We start from the raw sequence: 16,745 nt of genomic DNA on the forward strand, positions 1-16,745 counted from the left end.
GCGTTCGCCCCCATCGGCGACCCCGTCGCCGCGCCCGCCCCCGGCGCCGAGCGGCGGGACGCGCGCGCGCGGCGGCGGCCGTCCGGCGCAACCCGTACGCGATCATGGCGGCCGCCACCGCGGCGTTCGTCCTGCTGGCCGGGCTCGTGCTCGCGGGCAACGCCCTGCTCGGGTCCGGCGACGAGGACGCCGCCGAGGACACGGCGCGCGACTTCATGATCGCGTTCACCGCCGAGGACCACCCGGCGGCCTGCCGCCTCGGCACGGCCGCGCTCCCCGAGGACCTCGACTGCGCGGTCCGGGGCGAAGCCGCCGCGCTGTCGGGCGACGGCCGGTACCGCGACATCGTCACCGACATCACGGACTTCACGGTCGACCTGGACGACGCCGCCGGCACGGCCACCGTCACCTGCGTCATCCGGGTCACGCCCGAGGTCGTCCGGGAACTGGACGACCTCTACATCGAGGCGTCCGGCCGCGACAGCTACATCTCGTGGGAGAAAGCCCCGCCGCGCGTGACGTCCCGGATCGACATGCGGAAGATCGGCGACCGCTGGCTCGTCGACTCGTACCGCCTGGTCGGCACCGCGTTGTCCTGACATCGGCCGCCGCCCGAACCCGCACCGGCTACTCGGGCCGGGGGCGGAGGCCGTCCTCGTCCGGACCCGTCGCCGACCGCGCCAGGTGGAACGCGCGATGGCACCCGTCGCCGCGCTCCGCGTACGCGGCGGCGAGCGCTCGGTGCGCCTCGATCCTGCGGCCCAGCGGCTCGTCCCCGTACGCCGCCGTCCGGATCAGCGGGTGCCGCACCTCGATCCGTCCGTCCGCCGTACCGCGCAGCAGGCCCGCGCGCTCCGCCGGTTCGAGGTCCCGGACGGACGCGCCCAGCCGCGCCGCCGCGTCCGTCACGACCCCGACGTCGCCGAGATCGTCGGACGCGACGAGCAGCACGAACAGCCGCGACGGTTCCGGCAGTCCCGCGAGCTGCGCGGCGAACGACCGCCGGATCCGCTCGTACGCGGACGAACCGCCCTGCGTCCCCGGCAGTTCCAGCAGCGCGAGCGGATTGCCCATCGCCGTCGTCAGCACGTCGCGCCGCACGTGCTCCGGCAGGTCCGCCGCACGCTCGTCCAGCAGCCGCGCCGCCGACAGCGCGTCGAGCCCGCCGACCCGCAGCTCCGGCAGGCCCGGCGCCGCGAAGTCCCCCCCGCGCGCAGCAGCAGCGCGATCGGCTCCGCGCGCAGCCGCCGCGCCCGCGACAGCAGCGCCTCCGCCGACGGGCCGTCCAGCCACTGCGCGTCGTCGACCAGCACCACCAGCGGCCGCTCCTCCGCCAGCTCGGCCAGCAGGGTCAGCACCGCGAGCCCCACCAGGAACCGGTCGCCGCCCGCGCCGCCCATCCCGAGCGCCGCCCGCAGTGCCCCGGCCTGCACGTCCGGCAGCCGGTCCAGGCCGTCCAGGTGCCGCCCGAGCATCATGTGCAGGCCCGCGTACGGCATCCCGCTCTCGTACTCGACGCCCGTCGCCCGCAGCACCCGCGCCCCGCCGGCCCGGCCCGCCGCGTACTCCAGCAGCGCCGACTTCCCGATGCCCGCCTCGCCCCGCAGGACGAGCAGCCCGCTGCGGCCGCCCCACACCCCTTCGAGCAGCCGGTCGATCTCCGCCGTCTCCGCATTTCGCCCGTACAGCACGATCGCCAGGCTACTCAGGCGTCGATCGCCTCCCACCGGGTAGCCGTCCCGGCATGAACCAGGACAAGCGCGACGCTGACCGGCGCGACACAGACCGGCGCGACGCGGACAAACCGCTCGCGGACCGGCGCGACGACCCGGGCGAGCCCGAACCCGACTTCGCGGAGGAGCACACGCCGGGTCCGACCGACCCGCCCAACGCCGAGGCCGACACGCCCGGCGGGGAGGACGACGGCTACACCCCGCAGACCCGAACTTAAGGCGCGTCCGGGCCGTTAGTCTGATCGAGAGTGCGGCCGCTCCCCCGTTCCGGTCGCCGGTTTCGGAGGTTTCGGCCCATGGTCAGCGAGCACGCCCGGACCCGCGACGGCCGCGAACTCCACCTCGAACGGCACGGCGAGGGGTCCCCCGTCGTCGTGTTCGAATCGGGCGCGGGCGCCTCCCGCAACATGTGGGGCACCGTCGTCCCCGCGATCTCCGGACGCACGACCGCCGTCGTCTACGACCGCAGCGGCCTCGGCCGCAGCCCCGCCGACCCCGGGCCCCGCACCCTGTCCCGCCTGGTCGAAGACCTGCACGACCTCCTCGACCACCTCGGCGACGGCCCGTTCGTCCTGGTCGGCCACGACTGGGGCGGCCCGATCGTCCGGTGCGTCGCGGCCGAGTCGCCCGGCCGCGTCACGGGGCTCCTGCTCGTCGACCAGGACGACGAGGCCAGCGACCACTACTTCATGCCCGGCACCAAACGCCGGATGCGGCTCAGCGCGCTCACCGACCCCACCGCCGCCCGGCTCGGGCTGTTCCGGTTCAGCCTCAACCGGCTGGCCGCCAAACTCCCCGAACCCGCCGCGACCGCCCTGCGCGAGGAGGACGGCACGCTGGAGGCCACCCGCGTGCAGATGGCGGAGAGACCGGCCTCATCGACGACCTGCGGCGCCTCCGCGACGACCCGCCGAAACTCCCGGACGTGCCGGTCACGCTGATCTCCGGCCGCCGTTCCGGTTCGCTCGGCGGCGGCGGCCGCGCCTCGCTCAACACCGCGCACCGGGCCCGCGCCGAGACGCTCCCCCGGGGCCGGCACGTCGTCGCGGAGAAGTCCGGCTACCTCGTCCCGTTCACCGAACCGGGCCTGCTCGTCCGCGAGATCCTCCGCATCCTCGACGTCACGCGCTGACCCCCGCACCGGACGAACGTTCCCCCGAGCACGCGCGGACCGCCGGGGCCGCGCGGCCCCGGCGGTCCGCCGTCCGTCAGTCGGGATGCGGCGGCTGCTGGTCCGGCGGCGTCCCGCCGCCCTCGCCGCCGCCCTTGTTCCCCCTGTCGGTGCCGTGCGCGTGGCCCTTCGCCCGCGTCGTCTTCGGGTCCGTGGCCTCCGGCGCCGGTTCGTTCGTCACCGCGGTCCGCTCGGTCCGGCGGATTTCCGGTTGCTGCGGATTCGGCATGATCTACCTCCTCATCCGCTGATTCGTCATGCGCTGGACGGTTCCGGACGGAGCGGATCGTGGCCCACGCTCATCAGCTCGTGCCGCCACCGCTCGTCCAGGTTCTCCTCGGGCGGAGGGTGGTCCAGGTGCTCCTCCACGTAGTCGACGACCTCCTGCATCACCTCGGCGTCCCCGTCGGTCAGGTCGACCTTCCGCTTGCGCAGAATGTCCACGACCCGCGCGCCGAGCTCCGACACCCCGGGACCCTCGCCGGGTTCCGGGAAGGCGTCCTCCCCGGACGCGTCGGTGAGCAGCCAGGTCCGCAGCTCGTCCGAGGTCATGTTGACGAGCCGGTGGAAGTCCTCCCAGGCCAGCTCCGCCTCGGCCGATATCCGTTCGTTCATCGGCACCTCCCGTGGACGTCCGAATCCCCGCCCTACCCGCCCGTCCCCGTCCCATTCACCTCTCTTGAACCTCGGCGCGGCCGCCTGGTGAGATCATGCGAAGCACCGCAGCCTCGACGGAAGGGGACCCGGCATGGCCGTCGTCCACCGCACGACCCTCCGGCCGACCAAACTGGAGCTGCTCGCCGCCTGGCTCCCCACCCGGCCCTGGTACTCCGGCACGGGCGGACCGGAACCGGTCGACGCGGGCGGTTTCCGGCTGGACGACCCGGAGGGCGAGGTCGGGATCGAGTTCAAGATCGTCACCGACCCGTCCGGCACCTACCTGGTCCCGCTCACCTATCGCGGCGCCCCGCTCGACGGCGCCGAGCACGCCCTCGTCGGCACGATGGAGCACGGCGTGCTGGGACGGCGCTGGGTCTACGACGGCTGCCACGACCCGGTGCTGGTCGCCCAGCTCCTCGCCCTGATCGAGGGACGGGTCGAGGCGCAGGCCCAGAGCGTCAGCGACACCCCCGACCGCGAAGTCACCCGCTCGCACACCGGCGGCGGGCTCGCCGCCGCGGACTTCGCCACCGCCACCGACGACCGGGAGGGCACCGCGGTGCATGGCCCGCCCGGCACGACCCTTCGCCTGCACCGCGTCCTGCGCCCGTCCCCGGACGGCCCGTCCCCGGACGGCCCGCCCGAGGCGACGGGCCACGTCGCCGGTTCCTGGCGCACACCGGACGGCGCCCGCGCGACGGGCACGTTCGCCGTCCTTCGCACCGTCCCCTGAGGAGGGCCCGCGCCCACCGGACTTGACCCTCACGTAGCGTGAGGCCGGAAGGTGGGGCGCATGAGCGACCACAGCGACCACTACGACGCGTTCGAGATCAGCCCCGTCCCCGCCCCCGGCCCGGACGCGGTCCCGCCGGAACCGTTCCGCGGCATCTACGGAATGCCCGCGTTCGCGACGATCCCCACGGACGACCTGGCGGCGTCCGTCGACTTCTGGACCCGCGGGCTCGGCTTCTTCGAGCTGTTCGGCATCCCCGGCACCCTCGTGCATCTGCGCAGGTGGGCGTTCCAGGACGTCCTCCTCGTCGCGGCGGACGAGGTCCCGGAGCGGGCACCGGCGATGAGCCTCGGCTTTTCGTGCGTGCTCGGCGAGGTCGACGGCCTCGTCGAGTCCTGCCGCGCGCTGCGGCCGGACTCGGTCGACGGCCCGCGCGACACCCCCTGGAACACCCGCGACATCGAGGTGATCACCCCGGAGAACGCGCGGATCGTCGTGACCGCGGCGAAGCCCTTCGACCCGTCCGGCCAGGAGGCGCGGAACCTCGCGGCCATCGGGATCGCCCCGCCGGAAACCATCGACAATGGGGACCATGCCTGATGCCGACGCCTCCGGCCTGACCGTCGGTCAGGTCTCGGCGCGCCTGGACGTGACGGTCCGCGCACTGCACCACTGGGACGAGATCGGTCTGGCCCGGCCGTCGCTGCGCACGGCGGCCGGATACCGGCTCTACACCGCCGGCGACCTGGAACGCCTGCACCGCATCGTCGTCTACCGCGAGCTGGGTGTCGGCCTGGACCGGATCCGGACGATCCTGGACGACCCGGCCACCGACGTGCCCGGCGCGCTGCGCGCGCAGCGCGCCCGGGTCACCGAGCGGATCGACCGCCTCCGCGAACTCGGCGCCGAACTGGACCGGATGATCGACGCCCACGAGCGCGGCCCGCTGCTGACCGCCGAGCAGCAGACCGCGATCTTCGGCCCCGACTGGAACCCGGACTGGCCCGTCCAGGCCCGCCGGCGCTGGGAGAACACGCCCCAGTGGCTCCAGTACACCGAACGCTCGGCCTCGCGCGACGCGGCGGACTGGCGGGCCGTCGCCGACGCCGTCACCGACCTCGACCGCGCCCTCGCGGACGCGATGGACGCCGGTGTCGCACCCGGCGGCCCGGAAGCGAACCGGCTCGCCGAACGGCATCGCGACGTCTTCGCGTCGTACTTTCCCCTCACCGTCGAGATGCAGGTCTGCCTCGGCCGCATGTTCGAGGCCGATCCGGGATTCGCCGCCCACTACGACGGCGTCCGCGACGGCCTCGCCGCCTGGTTCCGTCAGATCATCGACGCCGCCGCGCGCGCCCAGGGCGTCGACCCCGACACCGCGACCTGGCGGTAGAACGCGAAGCAAGATCGACACGGACGGCTCGGAGCCTGCCCCACCTGCCGGATCGTCCCGAATTCCGCCGGTCTAAGGTAAGGCGATGCAGCCCACCCCGCCGCTGCGGACACCAGCGAACGAACTCCGGCCCGGCCGTCACTGGTACGTCGCCGCGGCCGCGATCGCCGTCGCGCTGATCGCGCTCGGCGTGGTCGTCGGCGCTTCCCGGCTCGGCGACGCGACCGGCGCGGTGGACACCGGCCGCCGGTTCGCCAACGGCGACACCGTCACCGTGCGGGTCGAACCCGGGAGCGAGGTGGCGCTCTGGGCCAAGTTCCCGGGCAAGTCACCCGGCCCGCAGTGCGACATCACCGGACCGGGCGACCCCGCCCTCACCGATCCGGGAACCGACCTGTTCCTCACCCGCGACGAGTCCTGGGCGCTGCTCTACACCATCGACGTGTCGCAGGCGGCCGGCTACAAGATCGTCTGCGAGTCCGAAGCACTGTCCCGGTACGCCTTCGGGGGCACCGGTGGCCTCTTCTCGTTCGTCGGTTGGCTGATTGCGGGCGTCCTGCTCTCGGCCGCCGGCATCGGCGCCGGCGTCGTCATCGCGATCGTCACCGCCGTCCGCCGCCGCGCCCATCGCAGGCGCCTGCGCGCCGAACGCGACGGCCGTCCCGTGCTCCCCGAGCCGGTGCCCGCCTCGACCGACGGCTGACGCCGCACCGCGCGGCGGCCCGCGCGGCGGCCGTGCTCAGGCGTGCCGCCGCACCGAGGTCGTGTCGCTCGTCAGCGGCGTTCCGTCCGCGGCGACGGGCCGGAGGTCGGGCACGCGGACGCCGTCGCCGTCGACCAGGACCGAGTGCGTCTCGCCCGCGTCGAAGGCGTGGCGCTCGCCCCACTGCCGCATCGTGACGATCACCGGGAAGAGGTCCTTGCCCGCCTCGGTGAGCGTGTACAGCCTGCGCCTGCCCGAAGGCGCGTCGACCTGCGCCAGCAGGCCGTTGGCGGTGAGCTTGCGGAGCCGGTCGCTGAGGATGTTGCGGGCGATGCCCGTGCTCCGCTGGAGATCGGTGAACGAGCGCGCGCCGTCCATGGCGTCGCGGAGGACGAGCAGGCTCCACCGGTCGCCGACCAGATCGACCGTGCGGGCCACCGGGCAGTTCGGGTCCGTCCACGCGTCGCCCGCCATCGCCCCTCCTTCGGTTGCAGAATGAAACCATTCTGTCCTACGCTCCAGCGAGTTGCAAAATGCAACCAATTGGGGGCGAGATCATGGACCGGAAGACGAGAGCGCTGCTGGCGGTCGTGTGCGGGGTCGCGGTGGCGAGCGTCTACGCCGCGCAGCCGGTGCTGGGCCCGATGGGGCGCGACCTGGACGTCCCGGTCGACTCGCTCGGCGGGCTCGTGGCCACCGGCCAGCTCGGCTACCTCGCGGGGCTGGTGCTGCTGGTGCCGTTGGGCGACATGCTCGACCGCGGGCGCCTGATCGCCGCGCACCTCGCGCTGGTGGCCGCGGGAACGGCGCTCACCGCGGCCGCCCCGGCCGCCTGGGCGGCGTTCGCCGGACTGGCGGCGGCGGGCCTGTTCGCGGTGGTCGTGCAGATCGCCGTCGCGTACACCGCGTCGGTCTCCCCGCCCGGCCAACGCGGCCGCGACCTCGGCGTCGTGACCTCGGGCGTGGTGATCGGCATCCTCGGCTCGCGCGTCGTCGCGGGCGTCCTCGCGGACCTGTGGGGCTGGCGGAGCGTCTACCTGGTCCTGGCGTTCCTCACCGCCGTCCTCGCGCTGCTCGCCCGCACGCTGCTGCCCGCGGACGTCCGCCCGGGCACGGCCCCCGGGTACGGGCGAACGCTCCGGTACGGGCGGCTCCTCCGGTCCTTCGGCGGGCTGTTCGCCCAGCCGGTCTTCCTCGGCCGGGGCCTGATCGCGTTCTTCCTCTTCGCCTCGTTCGGAACGCTGTGGAGCGGCATGGCGCTGCCGCTGGCGGGCGCGCCGTGGCACCTCGACGAGACCCGGATCGGGCTCTTCGGCGTCGCCGGGCTCGCCGGGGCCCTCGGCGCCGCCCGGTCCGGACGCTGGGGCGACGCGGGGCACGCGCGCCGCGTCACCGGCCTCGCGCTGGCGCTCCTGCTCGCCTCCTGGGCGGCGATCGGGCAGCTCGCCTGGTCGCTGCCGCTGCTGATCCTCGGCGTCGTCCTGCTCGACTTCGCCGTCCAGGCCGTGCACGTGAGCAACCAGCACGCGCTCGCCACCGCCTATCCCGGCGGCACCAGCAGCGTCATCGGCGCCTACATGGTCTTCTACTCCCTCGGTTCCGCCCTGGGAGCGGCCGCGACGACGGCCCTGTACGGTGCCGTCGGCTGGCTCGGCCCGACCGTCCTCGGCGCGACGCTCGCGCTCTGCGCGACCGCCGTCTGGGCGTTCGGCACCCGTCCGTCGGAACGTGCCACCGGCACCGTCGGACCGCGCTAGCGGACGAGGCGTTCGATCAGCACCTGCCAGGCGTCGGCGAGCATGGGTTCGACGTCCGGTTCGAGGGGCGGGGCGGTCTCCGCCGCGGACAGCGCGAGCAGCATCGGGCCCTCCAGGGCGGCCGTGAGCTGGACCGTGACGCCTTCCATGTGCGGCATCCGCACGCCCGCGCGGTCGAGCAGGACGCGCAGGTGCAGTTGCGTCATGTCCGCCGCGATCGGGGCGGGACGGTCGCGTTCGAGCGCGGCCCGCGAGATGTCCTGGTGGTCCAGGAGGAAGGCGATGCGGGCGCGGCCGTAGGCGACGAGCCGGTCGATCGGGTCGGCTCCGGGGCCGAGCGGCGGCGGGCCGGTGAGGACCCGTTCCTGGAAGCGCCGCTCGTCCGCGTCCAGGAGCGCCCGGAAGATGCCCGCGCGGGTGCCGAAGCGGCGGAAGACGGTGCCCTTGCCGAGCCCGGCGCGTTCGGCGAGGCCGTCCATCGTCACCTTCGCGACCCCGTGCTCGGCGATCATCTCGCGCGCCGTCGCCAGCAGGAGCTCGCGGTTGCGGGCCGCGTCGGCGCGCTCGCCGCGCGGTTTTCCGTAGGGCAGTACGTACCGGGCCACGAGAGCAATCTATCGGCGGGAATGAAAGCGGGGTAAAGTCCGCTTATGCTCTGGGAGCGCGGCACCCGCCGACGTCCCCGTGTTCTGAAGGAGTGACATGAAGCTGTTCCGCCTGGACGCCAGCATCACCCCCGGCACCTCCGCCAGCGCCGAGATCGCCGACCTCGCCGAAGCCGGATGGACCGCCGCGAACCCCGGCACCACCGTGACCCGCCGCCACCTCGGCACCGACGCGCTGCCGGGCGACGCCTGGACGCTCGCCGTCACCGCCGGATTCACCCCCGAGGACGACCGCACCCCGGCCCAGCGCGACGCCCTCGCCCTCGGCGCGACCCTCGCCGCGGAGTTGCAGGACGCCGATGCCGCGATCCTGGCCGTCCCGCTGTACAACTACGGCGTCTCCCAGCACTTCAAGACCTGGGCGGACCTCGTCATCGCGGGCGCGGGAGCCACTACCCCGGTGCTCGAGAACACCCCCACCGCGCTGGTCACCACCCTCGGCGGCGGCTACGGCGCCGGGGCGCCGCGCGAGGGCTGGGACCACTCCACCCCGTACCTCGAACGGGTCCTCGGCGACATCTGGCGGGCCGATCTGACCGTCATCAAGCGCGAGTTCACCCTCGCCGCCACCACGCCCGGCATGGAGGGCCTCCGGGACATCGCCAAGGCCCACCACGACGCCGCGCTCGCCGCCGCGCGCGACTTCGGCTCCCGGGCGCTCGCCGCGAGCTGACGACCCGCCCGGTAAACTCGCGGGCGCCCGAAGGCGACCGGACGCTCCTCAGCGGACGCCGACGACCTGCGGGCGCCCGCACACCGCATTCGCGCTGAGGAGCGTCATGGAACTCGTCCACTCGGGCAAGGTCAGGGACGTCTACGCCGACGGGGACGACCTGATCCTCGTCGCGTCCGACCGGGTCAGCGTGTACGACGTGGTGCTGCCGACGACCGTCCCCGACAAGGGGAAGATCCTCACCCAGCTGTCCCTGTGGTGGTTCGAGCAGCTCGGCGACATCATCCCGAACCACGTCGTGTCGGCGGCGGACGTGCCGGACGAGTGGGAGGGCCGGGCGATCCGGTGCCGCCGGCTGTCGATGCTGCCCGTCGAGTGGATCGCCCGCGGCTACCTCACCGGCCTGGGGCTGAAGCAGTACGAGAAGGACGGCGCGGTGTCGGGGATCGCGCTGCCGGACGGGCTCGTCGAGGCGTCGAAGCTGCCGGAGCCGATCTTCACCCCGACCACGAAGGCCGTCGAGGGGCACGACGAGTTCATCACGTTCGACGACGTCGTCGCGGAGATCGGCGCCGACACCGCCGAACGGCTGCGCGACGTGACGCTCGCGATCTACCGGCGCGGCGCCGAACTGGCGCGCGAGCGCGGCATCGTCATCGCCGACACCAAGCTCGAATTCGGGCGGGCCGCCGACGGGACGCTCGTCCTCGGCGACGAGGTCCTCACGCCCGACTCGTCCCGCTTCTGGCCCGCGGACGACTACGCGCCCGGACGCGCGCAGCACTCCCTCGACAAGCAGTTCGTCCGCGACTGGAGCAGCACCCTCGACTGGGACCGCACCCCGCCCGGCCCCGAGATCCCGCAGGACGTCGTCGACGCGACCCGCGCGCGCTACATCGACGTCTACGAACGCCTGACCGGCCGCACCTGGTCCTCCTGAGGCCGCCGCGCACCCGGCTTCCCCGCCCTGATCCGGTCGATCGCCTTCGCGCATGCCCGCACCTCTCGACGAGCCGGGCCGGACGCCCGGGCGCGCGGTGTGAAGCGGTGCGAACAAGCTACACGGCGGATGCCGTCCCGTCTGACAGGCTGGGGACGAACGCCCGATCCCGCCTGAAAAAGGATGTCGCGCATGACGGACACGGCCCTGCTGGTCATGGACGTGCAGAACATGATCGTCCAGCGTGTCGGCGACGCGGGGTACCTGCCGCGGCTGGCGCGGGCGGTCGGCGCCGCGCGTGCCGCGGGGGTGCCGGTGATGTACGTCGTCGTCGGGTTCCGGCCGGGCGACACCGACTACCACCCCGACAACCGGATCTTCAGCCACGACCGCGGGTTCGCGGACGCCGGTCCGGCCGCCGACGTCCACGCGGACGTCGCGCCGCGCGAGGGCGAGCCCGTCATCACCAAGAAGCGGATCAGCGGGTTCGCCGGAAGCGACCTGGAGCTGGTGCTGCGCTCGAACGGGATCCGCCGCCTCGTGCTGGCGGGGGTCGCGACGAGCGGCGTCGTCCTGTCGACGCTGCGGCAGGCGGCCGACCTCGACTACCGGCTGACGGTGCTGTCGGACGGCTGCCACGACTTCGACGACGAGGTCCACCGGGTGCTGATGGAGAAGGTGTTCCCCATGCAGGCCGACGTGGTGACGGTCGACGAGTGGGCCGGGGGCGGCCGGTAGGGCTCGGGGCCCGGGCTCAGCGCTCGCGGCGGGTGCGGGGGGCGGCGGAGCGGGGCGGCTGGGCGCGCATGTGGTCGCGGACGCGCGTCATGATGTCGCCGAGCCGCCGCAGGTCGTCGCCGGAGAGCGGGTCGAAGAGGAGGCCGCGGGCGACGTCGACGTGGCCGGGCAGGACGCGGTCGACGAGGGCGCGGCCGTCCGCGGTGATGGCGACCAGGGTGGCGCGCTCGTCGTCGGGGCTGGGCCCGCGGGTGACGAGACCGGCCTTCTCCAGCAGCCCGGCCTGGTAGGTGAGGCCGCTGCGGCTGTAGACGACGCCGTCGGCGAGTTCGGTCATGGTGAGGCCGCCGGGGGCTTCGGCGAGGCGGGTCAGGAGCTGGAACTGCACGTAGCTGAGGTCGCCCTCGGCGCGCAGGTGCTGCTCGACCCGGTGCTGGAGCAGGCTCACGGCTTCCATGAGCGCGAAGTAGGTCCCGAGCTGCTGCGGGTCGAGGCCCGGGCCGCGGGTGTCGGGGTTCGTCACGCTCCGATTATATGTTTCGAATTCTCAGCAACGTGACGACCGTCACCCTTCTCTCCGGATTGCTTCGAACTCGAAGCGGGTTATGGTGAGTACCTGCTTCGAATTCGAAGCAGACTGGGCGAAGGAGAGATCATGAAGGCAGTGCGCTACCACTCCTACGGCGACAGCGACGTCCTCGTCTACGAGGACGCGGACCGTCCGGCCGCGGGCCCGGGACAGGTCGTCGTGCGGGTCGCGGGAACCGCGTTCAACCCGGTCGACGTGCCCATCCGCATGGGGTTCATGCAGGAGGTCTTCCCCGTGACGTTCCCGCACGTCCCGAACTTCGACATGTCCGGCGTCGTCGCCGAGGTCGGGGACGGGGTCGACGGCTGGGCCGCCGGGGACGCCGTCGTCGCCTTCCTCCCGATGGACGCGCCCGGCGCCGCCGCAGAGTACGTCGCCGTCCCGGCGGCGGCGCTGGCCGCCGCGCCCCGCACGGTCCCGGTGGCCGACGCCGCGGCGCTGCCGTCGTCCGGGCTCACCGCCTGGCAGGCGCTGTTCGAGCACGCCGGGCTGAAGGCCGGGCAGAGCATCCTGGTGAACGGCGCCGGTGGCGCGGTCGGCGGGTACGCCGTGCAGCTCGCGGCGCGGGCGGGCGCCGCCGTCACCGCGACCGCGAGCCCGCGCAGCGCCGACCGCGTGCGCGCCCACGGCGCGGGCCGGATCGTCGACCACACCGCCGTCCCGCTCCCGGACGCCGTGGCCGGGGAACGGTTCGACGTGGTGCTGAACCTCGTGCGCAACACCCCGGAGGAGGCCGCGCGGCTCGCCGGCCTGGTCGCCGACGGCGGGACGTTCGTCAGCGCCACCACCCCCGGCCCCGCGGACGCCGGGCGCGGGGTCCGGACGGTGCAGCAGTTCGCCCACGACGACGCCGCCCGGCTCGCCGAACTCGTCGCGCTCGTCGACGCGGGCGAGCTGACGATCGACGTCGGCGAGCGGCGGCCGCTGGCCGAGCTGGCCGACGTCCACGACGCGGCCGTCGCCGGGCGGCTGCCGGGCAAGGTCGTCCTGACGCCCTGAGCCCGGCGCCCCCGGTGTCAGCGGACGAGGGCGAAGAACCTCCGCAGGTCGGCGGCCACGGCGTCCGGGCGTTCCATCGCGATGAAGTGGTGGCCGCCCGGGTTGTCGTCCGGCCAGTGGACGATCGTGTTGTCGCGCTCGGCGAGGCGGCGGATGCCGGGCGGGCCGCTGTACAGGCCGGTCGGGACGAGCTTCTGCCCCACGGGCCACACCGACTCGGGCGTCCCGTCGCCGCCGGCCTCGTAGTACTGCCACGCGGCCGTCCCGAACGACTCGGTGAACCAGTACAGGCTGACGTTCGCGAGGATCAGGTCGCGGTCGATCATCTTGTCCGCCGGGACGTCCGAGGCGTTGAAGTCCTCGTACTTCTGCATCATCCAGGCCAGGGCGGCGACCGGCGAGTCGTTCCACCCGTACGTGAACGTCTGCGGCGCGGCGCGCTGGATCGCGTGGTGGTCGACGCCGCCGGTCGACCACTTCTGCATCATCTCGTAGTGGGCCAGCTCGTCGGGCGTCATGTCCGGGACGTCCTTCTCGGTGGGCATGCCGAGGCCGCTGATCACGTACACGCCGAGCACGTTCTCGGGGGCGGCCTTGGCGACCTCGGGCGCGACGTAGACGCCGAAGTCGCCGCCCTCGACGCCGTACCGGTCGTAGCCGAGCCGGTGCATGAGCCCCGCCCAGATCCGGCCGACGCGCGCCGCGTCCCAGCCGGGTCCGCGCGGCGCCGCCGAGAACCCGTAGCCGGGGATGGACGGGACGACGACGTGGAAGTCCGCGAGGTGCCCGACCAGTTCGGCGAACTCGACGAACGAGTTCGGCCAGCCGTGCGTGAGGAGCAGCGGGACGGCGTCCGGATCGGCCGACCGGACGTGCAGGAAGTGCACGTCCTGCCCGTCGATCTCCGCCATGAACTGCGGGAACTCGTTGAAGCGGGCCTCCATGGCGCGCCAGTCGAAGCCGGTGCGCCAGTACTCGGCCAGCTCCTTGAGGTAGGCGACCGGGACGCCCCGGCTCCAGCCCTCGCCCGGGAGCTGCCGGGGCCACCGGGTGCGCGCGAGCCGGTCGTTCAGGTCGTCCAGGTCGGCCTGCGGGACGTCGATGCGGAACGGTCGAACGGTCATGTCTCCTCCTCCGTCGTGGAAACGAAAGTAGGATGGGTTTAGGTCAGCTCCTGTCCGCAACCGCACGGAACCTGGAAACCATGACGGACACTCCCGGACGCCTGCTCTCCCTGCTGTCCCTGCTCCAGACGCCGCGCGAGTGGGCGGGCGGCGAACTGGCCGACCGGCTCGGCGTCAGCGCCCGCACGGTCCGCCGCGACGTCGACCGGCTGCGCGGCCTCGGCTACCCGATCGAGGGCACGACCGGCCCGGACGGCGGTTACCGGCTCGTCGCCGGGGCCGCGATGCCGCCGCTGCTGCTGGACGACGAGGAGGCCGTGGCGATCGCGGTCGGCCTGCGGACCGCCGCGGGGACCGCGGTGACGGGCCTCGGCGAGGCGGCGGTGCGGGCGCTCGCCAAGCTGGAGCAGGTGCTGCCCGCGCGGCTGCGCCGCCGGGTGGGGGTGCTGAACGCGGCCACGGTCGCGCTGCCCGTCCCCGGCGGGCCGACCGTCGACCCGGACGTCCTCGCGGTGACGGCGGCCGCCGTCGCGAACACCGAACTGCTGCGGTTCGCCTACGTGAGCGCGGGCGGCGCCGGGAGCCGGCGGCGCGTCGAGCCGTACCGGCTGGTCGCGGCGGGCCGCCGCTGGTACCTGCTGGCCCACGACACCGAGCGGGACGACTGGCGCGTCTTCCGCGCCGACCGCGTCCGGGACCCGTTCCCCACCGGGCAGCGGTTCGCGCCCCGCGAGGTGCCGGGCGGGGACGCCGTCGCGTTCGTCACCGACCGGATGTACTCGCTCGCGCCCGTCCACACCGCGACGGTCACGCTGCACGCCCCGGCGGACGAGGTGCGCGCGGCGCTCGGCGCCGACCCGGGCGACGTCACGCCGCTGGACGCACGGTCGTGCCGCCTGGAGGCCCGCGCCGACACCCTGCCGTGGCTGGCGTCGCGGCTGCTCATGCTCGGCTGCGAGTTCACCGTGCACGACCCGCCCGAACTGGTGGAACACCTGCGCGACCTGGGCGCCGCGCGACCCGCGCGCGGCGGGCGTCCGCTCAGCCGATGAGCGCCTCGGCCAGCGCACGCCACTGCGCGCGGGGAGCGGCGCCCGCGTCGGCGCCCGCGTCCGTCGGCTGCACGGTGAGGACGACCTGGTCGGCGCCCGCGTCGAGGTGGCGCGTCACGCGCGCGGCGACGGCGTCGGCGTCGCCCCACGCGACCAGGCCGTCCAGCAGGCGGTCGCTCGTCGCGGCGATGTCGTCGTCGGCGAACCCCATCCGGCGCAGGTTCTGCGCGTAGCCGCCGACCTTCGTCAGGAAGCCGATGTTCTCGCGGACGGCGTCCCGCGCCCGTCCCGGGTCGCCGTCGAGGACCACGTACTCCATCACGGCCAGGGTCGCCTCGCCGCCCAGGATCTCCCGGGCCCGCGCGGTGTACTCCGGGGTGACCAGCAGCGGCACCGCACCGGCGGCGCGGTCGCGGGCGAGCTCCAGCATGCGCGGGCCGAGCGCCGACAGCATCCGGGCCCCGGCCGGGACCGCCGGGGCGGCGGCGTCGAGGGCGTCGAGGAAGGCGTTCATGGCGCGCAGCGGACGCTCGCCGTGCATGCCGCCGAGCCCGGTGATCAGCCGCCCCGGATCGGTCGCCTCGATGTCGCGGCGCAGCGCGATCACGTCCTCGGGCGTGTACTTCCAGCCGGGGATGATCGCGCTGCCGACGGGGATCGTCCGGGTCGCCCGGACGACGTCCCGCAGCGGATCGAGCGTCTCCAGTTGCCCGCCCGCGATCCAGATCGAGGCGTAGCCGAGCTCCTCCAGCATGGCGGCGTCGGCGAGGTGGCCGCCGTCCGCGCGCACGTCGAGCGTTGCGCCGATGGGGCCGAGGTCGCCCAGGTCGAGCCGTGTCATCTGCCGAAGCCTTCCGTGGTGGGGCCTTCGCGGAACGACTCCGACGCTAGAGGCTCAACTTAAGTCGAGGTCAAGTGCCCGGCTCGTCCGGCGCGGCGATCCGGCGAAGCCGTTCGTCCACGGGTCAGTTCACGGGGTCGGCCCTTCGAACTCTTCGACGCCGAAGGGGTTGTCGATGACGTACCGCCAGTATCCGTCGTTTCCGCGACGGGCGACATCTGTCGCGATGCCCTGGATGTGGACCGGTTCGCCGTCCGGGCCGGTGCCTTCGATCGTCCAGTCGACGATGAGGAGCGCCAGGTCGCCGTTCACGTAGCACTGCCGGGGACGGACGGTGATGGGCGCGCCGAGCGACTGCAGGCGGGCGTTCGCGGCGTGCGCGGCCGCGCCGGTCAGGGGCCCGCCGAGGATGAGCATGCCGTCGTCGGCGTACACCTCGGCCAGGGCCGCCGGGTCGCCGCCGTTGAAGCGGTCGGCGAAAACGGACGGGACGTCCTCGGGGCGTTCGGCCAGCCGCCGCATGGTGGATCCTTCCAGTAGAGGGCGAGTGACCGAGACCGTAGGAGGCGCGTCCGTGGCTAACCAAACGGTTATCCGGCCGGGGTTGCCGGACGATCCGCGCGCGGCGGTGGCCGCGCCGGAGCCGGGGTGCCCGGTGGAGATCGCGCTGGCGGCGCTGCGCGGCCGCTGGACGACGCTGGTGATACGCGAACTGCTGAACGGCGGGCGGAGCTTCAGCGACCTGCGCGAGGCGTTGCCGGACTTGTCGGACAAGGTGCTGTCGGATCGGCTGGCCGGGCTCGTCGCGGCGGGCGTGGCCGAACGCCACCGGCTGCCGGGCCGTCCCGTCCGGACGCGGTACGCGCTGACGCCGCGCGGCCGCGACCTCGGCCCCGTCCTGCAGGCGCTCTGGGACTGGGGCGCGGCACAGCAGTAGTTCGCAACACGAACTCAAATCGCCCGAACCGATACAC

The 16,745-nt window shown here is 73.9% G+C and carries 25 protein-coding genes; 15 read left to right on the forward strand and 10 right to left on the reverse strand.

Going from position 1 to position 16,745, the window contains the following annotated elements:
* The coding region (locus BJF79_RS56820) for a hypothetical protein (protein ID WP_262403624.1) at positions 1-599 on the forward strand (599 nt) is incomplete at its 5' end.
* A gap of 28 nt (positions 600-627) precedes the next feature.
* Here the strand turns inward: BJF79_RS56820 and BJF79_RS47560 are convergent.
* Both BJF79_RS47560 and BJF79_RS47565 read right to left on the reverse strand, forming a co-directional pair.
* The gene (locus BJF79_RS47560; protein WP_075907192.1) at positions 628-1,101 is read right to left on the reverse strand and encodes a hypothetical protein; all 474 of its coding nucleotides are present in this window, start codon (positions 1,099-1,101) and stop codon (positions 628-630) included.
* On the reverse strand, positions 1,083-1,691 hold the full coding sequence (locus BJF79_RS47565) for an ATP-binding protein (protein ID WP_075907193.1): 609 nt from the start codon (positions 1,689-1,691) through the stop codon (positions 1,083-1,085). The genes BJF79_RS47560 and BJF79_RS47565 overlap by 19 nt, the downstream gene beginning before the upstream one ends.
* Before the next feature lie 53 nt (positions 1,692-1,744).
* Here BJF79_RS47565 and BJF79_RS56825 point away from each other — a divergent pair, with 53 nt between their 5' ends.
* The 3 genes from BJF79_RS56825 (at position 1,745) to BJF79_RS52440 (ending at position 2,865) form a co-directional block, all read left to right on the forward strand.
* A complete protein-coding gene (locus BJF79_RS56825) occupies positions 1,745-1,951 on the forward strand; it encodes a hypothetical protein (protein ID WP_075907194.1) in 207 nt (68 codons plus the stop codon).
* A 78-nt stretch (positions 1,952-2,029) separates the two neighbouring features.
* Positions 2,030-2,674: an alpha/beta fold hydrolase gene (locus tag BJF79_RS47575; RefSeq protein ID WP_083734786.1), complete on the forward strand. Its 645-nt coding sequence runs from the start codon at positions 2,030-2,032 to the stop codon at positions 2,672-2,674.
* Positions 2,659-2,865: a hypothetical protein gene (locus BJF79_RS52440; RefSeq protein WP_083734787.1), complete on the forward strand. Its 207-nt coding sequence runs from the start codon at positions 2,659-2,661 to the stop codon at positions 2,863-2,865. The genes BJF79_RS47575 and BJF79_RS52440 overlap by 16 nt, the downstream gene beginning before the upstream one ends.
* Positions 2,866-2,941: 76 nt before the next feature.
* Here BJF79_RS52440 and BJF79_RS47580 read toward each other — a convergent pair whose 3' ends face one another.
* On the reverse strand, positions 2,942-3,133 hold the full coding sequence (locus BJF79_RS47580) for a hypothetical protein (RefSeq protein WP_075907195.1): 192 nt from the start codon (positions 3,131-3,133) through the stop codon (positions 2,942-2,944).
* Positions 3,134-3,159: 26 nt separating this feature from the next.
* Complete coding sequence (locus BJF79_RS47585) at positions 3,160-3,519, reverse strand: DUF3140 domain-containing protein (protein ID WP_075907196.1); 360 nt, start codon at positions 3,517-3,519, stop codon at positions 3,160-3,162.
* A 133-nt stretch (positions 3,520-3,652) separates the two neighbouring features.
* Here BJF79_RS47585 and BJF79_RS47590 point away from each other — a divergent pair, with 133 nt between their 5' ends.
* The 4 genes from BJF79_RS47590 (at position 3,653) to BJF79_RS47605 (ending at position 6,393) form a co-directional block, all read left to right on the forward strand.
* The gene (locus BJF79_RS47590; RefSeq protein WP_075907197.1) at positions 3,653-4,297 is read left to right on the forward strand and encodes a maltokinase N-terminal cap-like domain-containing protein; all 645 of its coding nucleotides are present in this window, start codon (positions 3,653-3,655) and stop codon (positions 4,295-4,297) included.
* 60 nt (positions 4,298-4,357) lie between these two features.
* Entirely contained in the window at positions 4,358-4,897 is a 540-nt protein-coding gene (locus tag BJF79_RS47595) for a VOC family protein (protein WP_075907198.1), read from the forward strand.
* Positions 4,890-5,690: a MerR family transcriptional regulator gene (locus tag BJF79_RS47600; RefSeq protein WP_143220994.1), complete on the forward strand. Its 801-nt coding sequence runs from the start codon at positions 4,890-4,892 to the stop codon at positions 5,688-5,690. The genes BJF79_RS47595 and BJF79_RS47600 overlap by 8 nt, the downstream gene beginning before the upstream one ends.
* Before the next feature lie 85 nt (positions 5,691-5,775).
* Positions 5,776-6,393 (forward strand): hypothetical protein, encoded by a 618-nt coding sequence (locus tag BJF79_RS47605; protein ID WP_075907200.1) that lies wholly within the window; start codon positions 5,776-5,778, stop codon positions 6,391-6,393.
* A gap of 36 nt (positions 6,394-6,429) precedes the next feature.
* On the opposite strand, the gene BJF79_RS47610 is transcribed toward BJF79_RS47605, so the two are convergent.
* On the reverse strand, positions 6,430-6,867 hold the full coding sequence (locus BJF79_RS47610) for a winged helix-turn-helix transcriptional regulator (protein ID WP_075907201.1): 438 nt from the start codon (positions 6,865-6,867) through the stop codon (positions 6,430-6,432).
* Positions 6,868-6,950: 83 nt separating this feature from the next.
* Here BJF79_RS47610 and BJF79_RS47615 point away from each other — a divergent pair, with 83 nt between their 5' ends.
* Positions 6,951-8,150 carry an MFS transporter gene (locus BJF79_RS47615; protein ID WP_075907202.1) on the forward strand — a complete coding sequence of 400 codons (1,200 nt, stop codon included), beginning with the start codon at positions 6,951-6,953 and terminating at the stop codon, positions 8,148-8,150.
* Here the strand turns inward: BJF79_RS47615 and BJF79_RS47620 are convergent.
* Complete coding sequence (locus tag BJF79_RS47620) at positions 8,147-8,755, reverse strand: TetR/AcrR family transcriptional regulator (RefSeq protein ID WP_262403625.1); 609 nt, start codon at positions 8,753-8,755, stop codon at positions 8,147-8,149. The genes BJF79_RS47615 and BJF79_RS47620 overlap by 4 nt on opposite strands.
* Before the next feature lie 97 nt (positions 8,756-8,852).
* Between BJF79_RS47620 and BJF79_RS47625 the strand changes: the two genes are divergently transcribed.
* The 3 genes from BJF79_RS47625 (at position 8,853) to BJF79_RS47635 (ending at position 11,166) form a co-directional block, all read left to right on the forward strand.
* Positions 8,853-9,488, forward strand: coding sequence for an NAD(P)H-dependent oxidoreductase (locus BJF79_RS47625; RefSeq protein ID WP_075907203.1), 636 nt, complete (start codon positions 8,853-8,855; stop codon positions 9,486-9,488).
* Between the two features lie 106 nt (positions 9,489-9,594).
* Positions 9,595-10,428: a phosphoribosylaminoimidazolesuccinocarboxamide synthase gene (locus BJF79_RS47630; RefSeq protein ID WP_075907204.1), complete on the forward strand. Its 834-nt coding sequence runs from the start codon at positions 9,595-9,597 to the stop codon at positions 10,426-10,428.
* A gap of 192 nt (positions 10,429-10,620) precedes the next feature.
* Positions 10,621-11,166 (forward strand): cysteine hydrolase family protein, encoded by a 546-nt coding sequence (locus BJF79_RS47635; protein ID WP_075907205.1) that lies wholly within the window; start codon positions 10,621-10,623, stop codon positions 11,164-11,166.
* Between the two features lie 16 nt (positions 11,167-11,182).
* On the opposite strand, the gene BJF79_RS47640 is transcribed toward BJF79_RS47635, so the two are convergent.
* The gene (locus BJF79_RS47640) at positions 11,183-11,689 is read right to left on the reverse strand and encodes a MarR family winged helix-turn-helix transcriptional regulator (RefSeq protein WP_262403626.1); all 507 of its coding nucleotides are present in this window, start codon (positions 11,687-11,689) and stop codon (positions 11,183-11,185) included.
* A 132-nt stretch (positions 11,690-11,821) separates the two neighbouring features.
* On the opposite strand from BJF79_RS47640, the gene BJF79_RS47645 reads away from it, so the two are divergent.
* Positions 11,822-12,754, forward strand: a complete 933-nt coding sequence (locus tag BJF79_RS47645) for an NADP-dependent oxidoreductase (protein ID WP_075907206.1) — start codon at positions 11,822-11,824, stop codon at positions 12,752-12,754.
* Between the two features lie 17 nt (positions 12,755-12,771).
* Here the strand turns inward: BJF79_RS47645 and BJF79_RS47650 are convergent, their stop codons facing one another.
* Entirely contained in the window at positions 12,772-13,878 is a 1,107-nt protein-coding gene (locus BJF79_RS47650) for an epoxide hydrolase family protein (RefSeq protein ID WP_075907207.1), read from the reverse strand.
* 80 nt (positions 13,879-13,958) lie between these two features.
* Between BJF79_RS47650 and BJF79_RS47655 the strand changes: the two genes are divergently transcribed.
* Positions 13,959-14,930, forward strand: a complete 972-nt coding sequence (locus tag BJF79_RS47655) for a helix-turn-helix transcriptional regulator (RefSeq protein WP_075907208.1) — start codon at positions 13,959-13,961, stop codon at positions 14,928-14,930.
* On the opposite strand, the gene BJF79_RS47660 is transcribed toward BJF79_RS47655, so the two are convergent.
* The gene (locus BJF79_RS47660) at positions 14,920-15,771 is read right to left on the reverse strand and encodes a TIGR03620 family F420-dependent LLM class oxidoreductase (protein WP_075907209.1); all 852 of its coding nucleotides are present in this window, start codon (positions 15,769-15,771) and stop codon (positions 14,920-14,922) included. The two genes, BJF79_RS47655 and BJF79_RS47660, sit on opposite strands and share 11 nt — an antisense overlap.
* A gap of 129 nt (positions 15,772-15,900) precedes the next feature.
* The gene (locus tag BJF79_RS47665; RefSeq protein ID WP_075907210.1) at positions 15,901-16,293 is read right to left on the reverse strand and encodes a YybH family protein; all 393 of its coding nucleotides are present in this window, start codon (positions 16,291-16,293) and stop codon (positions 15,901-15,903) included.
* A gap of 52 nt (positions 16,294-16,345) precedes the next feature.
* Here BJF79_RS47665 and BJF79_RS47670 point away from each other — a divergent pair, with 52 nt between their 5' ends.
* Positions 16,346-16,708: a winged helix-turn-helix transcriptional regulator gene (locus tag BJF79_RS47670; protein WP_075907226.1), complete on the forward strand. Its 363-nt coding sequence runs from the start codon at positions 16,346-16,348 to the stop codon at positions 16,706-16,708.
* The last annotated feature ends 37 nt before the right edge of the window (positions 16,709-16,745 follow it).

Origin of the sequence: Actinomadura sp. CNU-125, from assembly GCF_001942465.1 — a bacterium.
In the GTDB taxonomy this organism is placed as follows: Bacteria; Actinomycetota; Actinomycetes; order Streptosporangiales; family Streptosporangiaceae; genus Spirillospora.

What these genes read in the sequence shown, in the direction of transcription:
- BJF79_RS56825 (WP_075907194.1), top strand. Translation starts at nt 1,745, where the DNA reads ATGAACCAGGACAAGCGCGACGCTGACCGGCGCGACACAGACCGGCGC.
- BJF79_RS47575 (WP_083734786.1), top strand. Translation starts at nt 2,030, where the DNA reads ATGGTCAGCGAGCACGCCCGGACCCGCGACGGCCGCGAACTCCACCTC.
- BJF79_RS47580 (WP_075907195.1), bottom strand. Translation starts at nt 3,133, where the DNA reads ATGCCGAATCCGCAGCAACCGGAAATCCGCCGGACCGAGCGGACCGCG.
- BJF79_RS47585 (WP_075907196.1), bottom strand. Translation starts at nt 3,519, where the DNA reads ATGAACGAACGGATATCGGCCGAGGCGGAGCTGGCCTGGGAGGACTTC.
- BJF79_RS47590 (WP_075907197.1), top strand. Translation starts at nt 3,653, where the DNA reads ATGGCCGTCGTCCACCGCACGACCCTCCGGCCGACCAAACTGGAGCTG.
- BJF79_RS47595 (WP_075907198.1), top strand. Translation starts at nt 4,358, where the DNA reads ATGAGCGACCACAGCGACCACTACGACGCGTTCGAGATCAGCCCCGTC.
- BJF79_RS47600 (WP_143220994.1), top strand. Translation starts at nt 4,890, where the DNA reads ATGCCTGATGCCGACGCCTCCGGCCTGACCGTCGGTCAGGTCTCGGCG.
- BJF79_RS47605 (WP_075907200.1), top strand. Translation starts at nt 5,776, where the DNA reads ATGCAGCCCACCCCGCCGCTGCGGACACCAGCGAACGAACTCCGGCCC.
- BJF79_RS47610 (WP_075907201.1), bottom strand. Translation starts at nt 6,867, where the DNA reads ATGGCGGGCGACGCGTGGACGGACCCGAACTGCCCGGTGGCCCGCACG.
- BJF79_RS47615 (WP_075907202.1), top strand. Translation starts at nt 6,951, where the DNA reads ATGGACCGGAAGACGAGAGCGCTGCTGGCGGTCGTGTGCGGGGTCGCG.
- BJF79_RS47625 (WP_075907203.1), top strand. Translation starts at nt 8,853, where the DNA reads ATGAAGCTGTTCCGCCTGGACGCCAGCATCACCCCCGGCACCTCCGCC.
- BJF79_RS47630 (WP_075907204.1), top strand. Translation starts at nt 9,595, where the DNA reads ATGGAACTCGTCCACTCGGGCAAGGTCAGGGACGTCTACGCCGACGGG.
- BJF79_RS47635 (WP_075907205.1), top strand. Translation starts at nt 10,621, where the DNA reads ATGACGGACACGGCCCTGCTGGTCATGGACGTGCAGAACATGATCGTC.
- BJF79_RS47645 (WP_075907206.1), top strand. Translation starts at nt 11,822, where the DNA reads ATGAAGGCAGTGCGCTACCACTCCTACGGCGACAGCGACGTCCTCGTC.
- BJF79_RS47650 (WP_075907207.1), bottom strand. Translation starts at nt 13,878, where the DNA reads ATGACCGTTCGACCGTTCCGCATCGACGTCCCGCAGGCCGACCTGGAC.
- BJF79_RS47655 (WP_075907208.1), top strand. Translation starts at nt 13,959, where the DNA reads ATGACGGACACTCCCGGACGCCTGCTCTCCCTGCTGTCCCTGCTCCAG.
- BJF79_RS47660 (WP_075907209.1), bottom strand. Translation starts at nt 15,771, where the DNA reads ATGACACGGCTCGACCTGGGCGACCTCGGCCCCATCGGCGCAACGCTC.
- BJF79_RS47665 (WP_075907210.1), bottom strand. Translation starts at nt 16,293, where the DNA reads ATGCGGCGGCTGGCCGAACGCCCCGAGGACGTCCCGTCCGTTTTCGCC.